Here is a 335-nt window from a genome sequence, read left to right as displayed (position 1 = left end):
GTACAAACAATATCACTGAACTTGTTTCTGAAGGTCAACTTATGGCTGTATCAGGTTTAACAGGTGAAGTTGTTCTTGATCCAACTCCAGAGCAACAAAGCGAATTCCACGCAGCTGGTGAAGCGTATGCGGCACAAAAAGCTGAATGGGCTGCTCTTAAAGATGCTGAAACAGTAACAGCTGATGGTAAACACTTTGAGTTAGCTGCAAACATTGGTACACCTAAAGATGTTGAAGGTGTTAACGACAATGGTGCGGAAGCTGTTGGTCTTTACCGTACAGAGTTCCTCTATATGGATGCTCAAGACTTCCCAACGGAAGAAGATCAATACGAA

General features: G+C 43.0%; 1 protein-coding gene. It reads left to right on the top strand.

The window, feature by feature from the left end; genetic code table 11:
* On the top strand, positions 1–335 hold a 335-nt coding region (locus ETC27_RS17845; protein WP_369333508.1), incomplete at both ends, for a putative PEP-binding protein.

The organism is Onishia niordana, assembly GCF_004798965.1.
GTDB lineage: Bacteria > Pseudomonadota > Gammaproteobacteria > Pseudomonadales > Halomonadaceae > Onishia > Onishia niordana.
The sequence above is the reverse complement of the archived record's forward strand: the minus strand, read 5'-3'. Positions and strand labels throughout refer to the sequence as shown.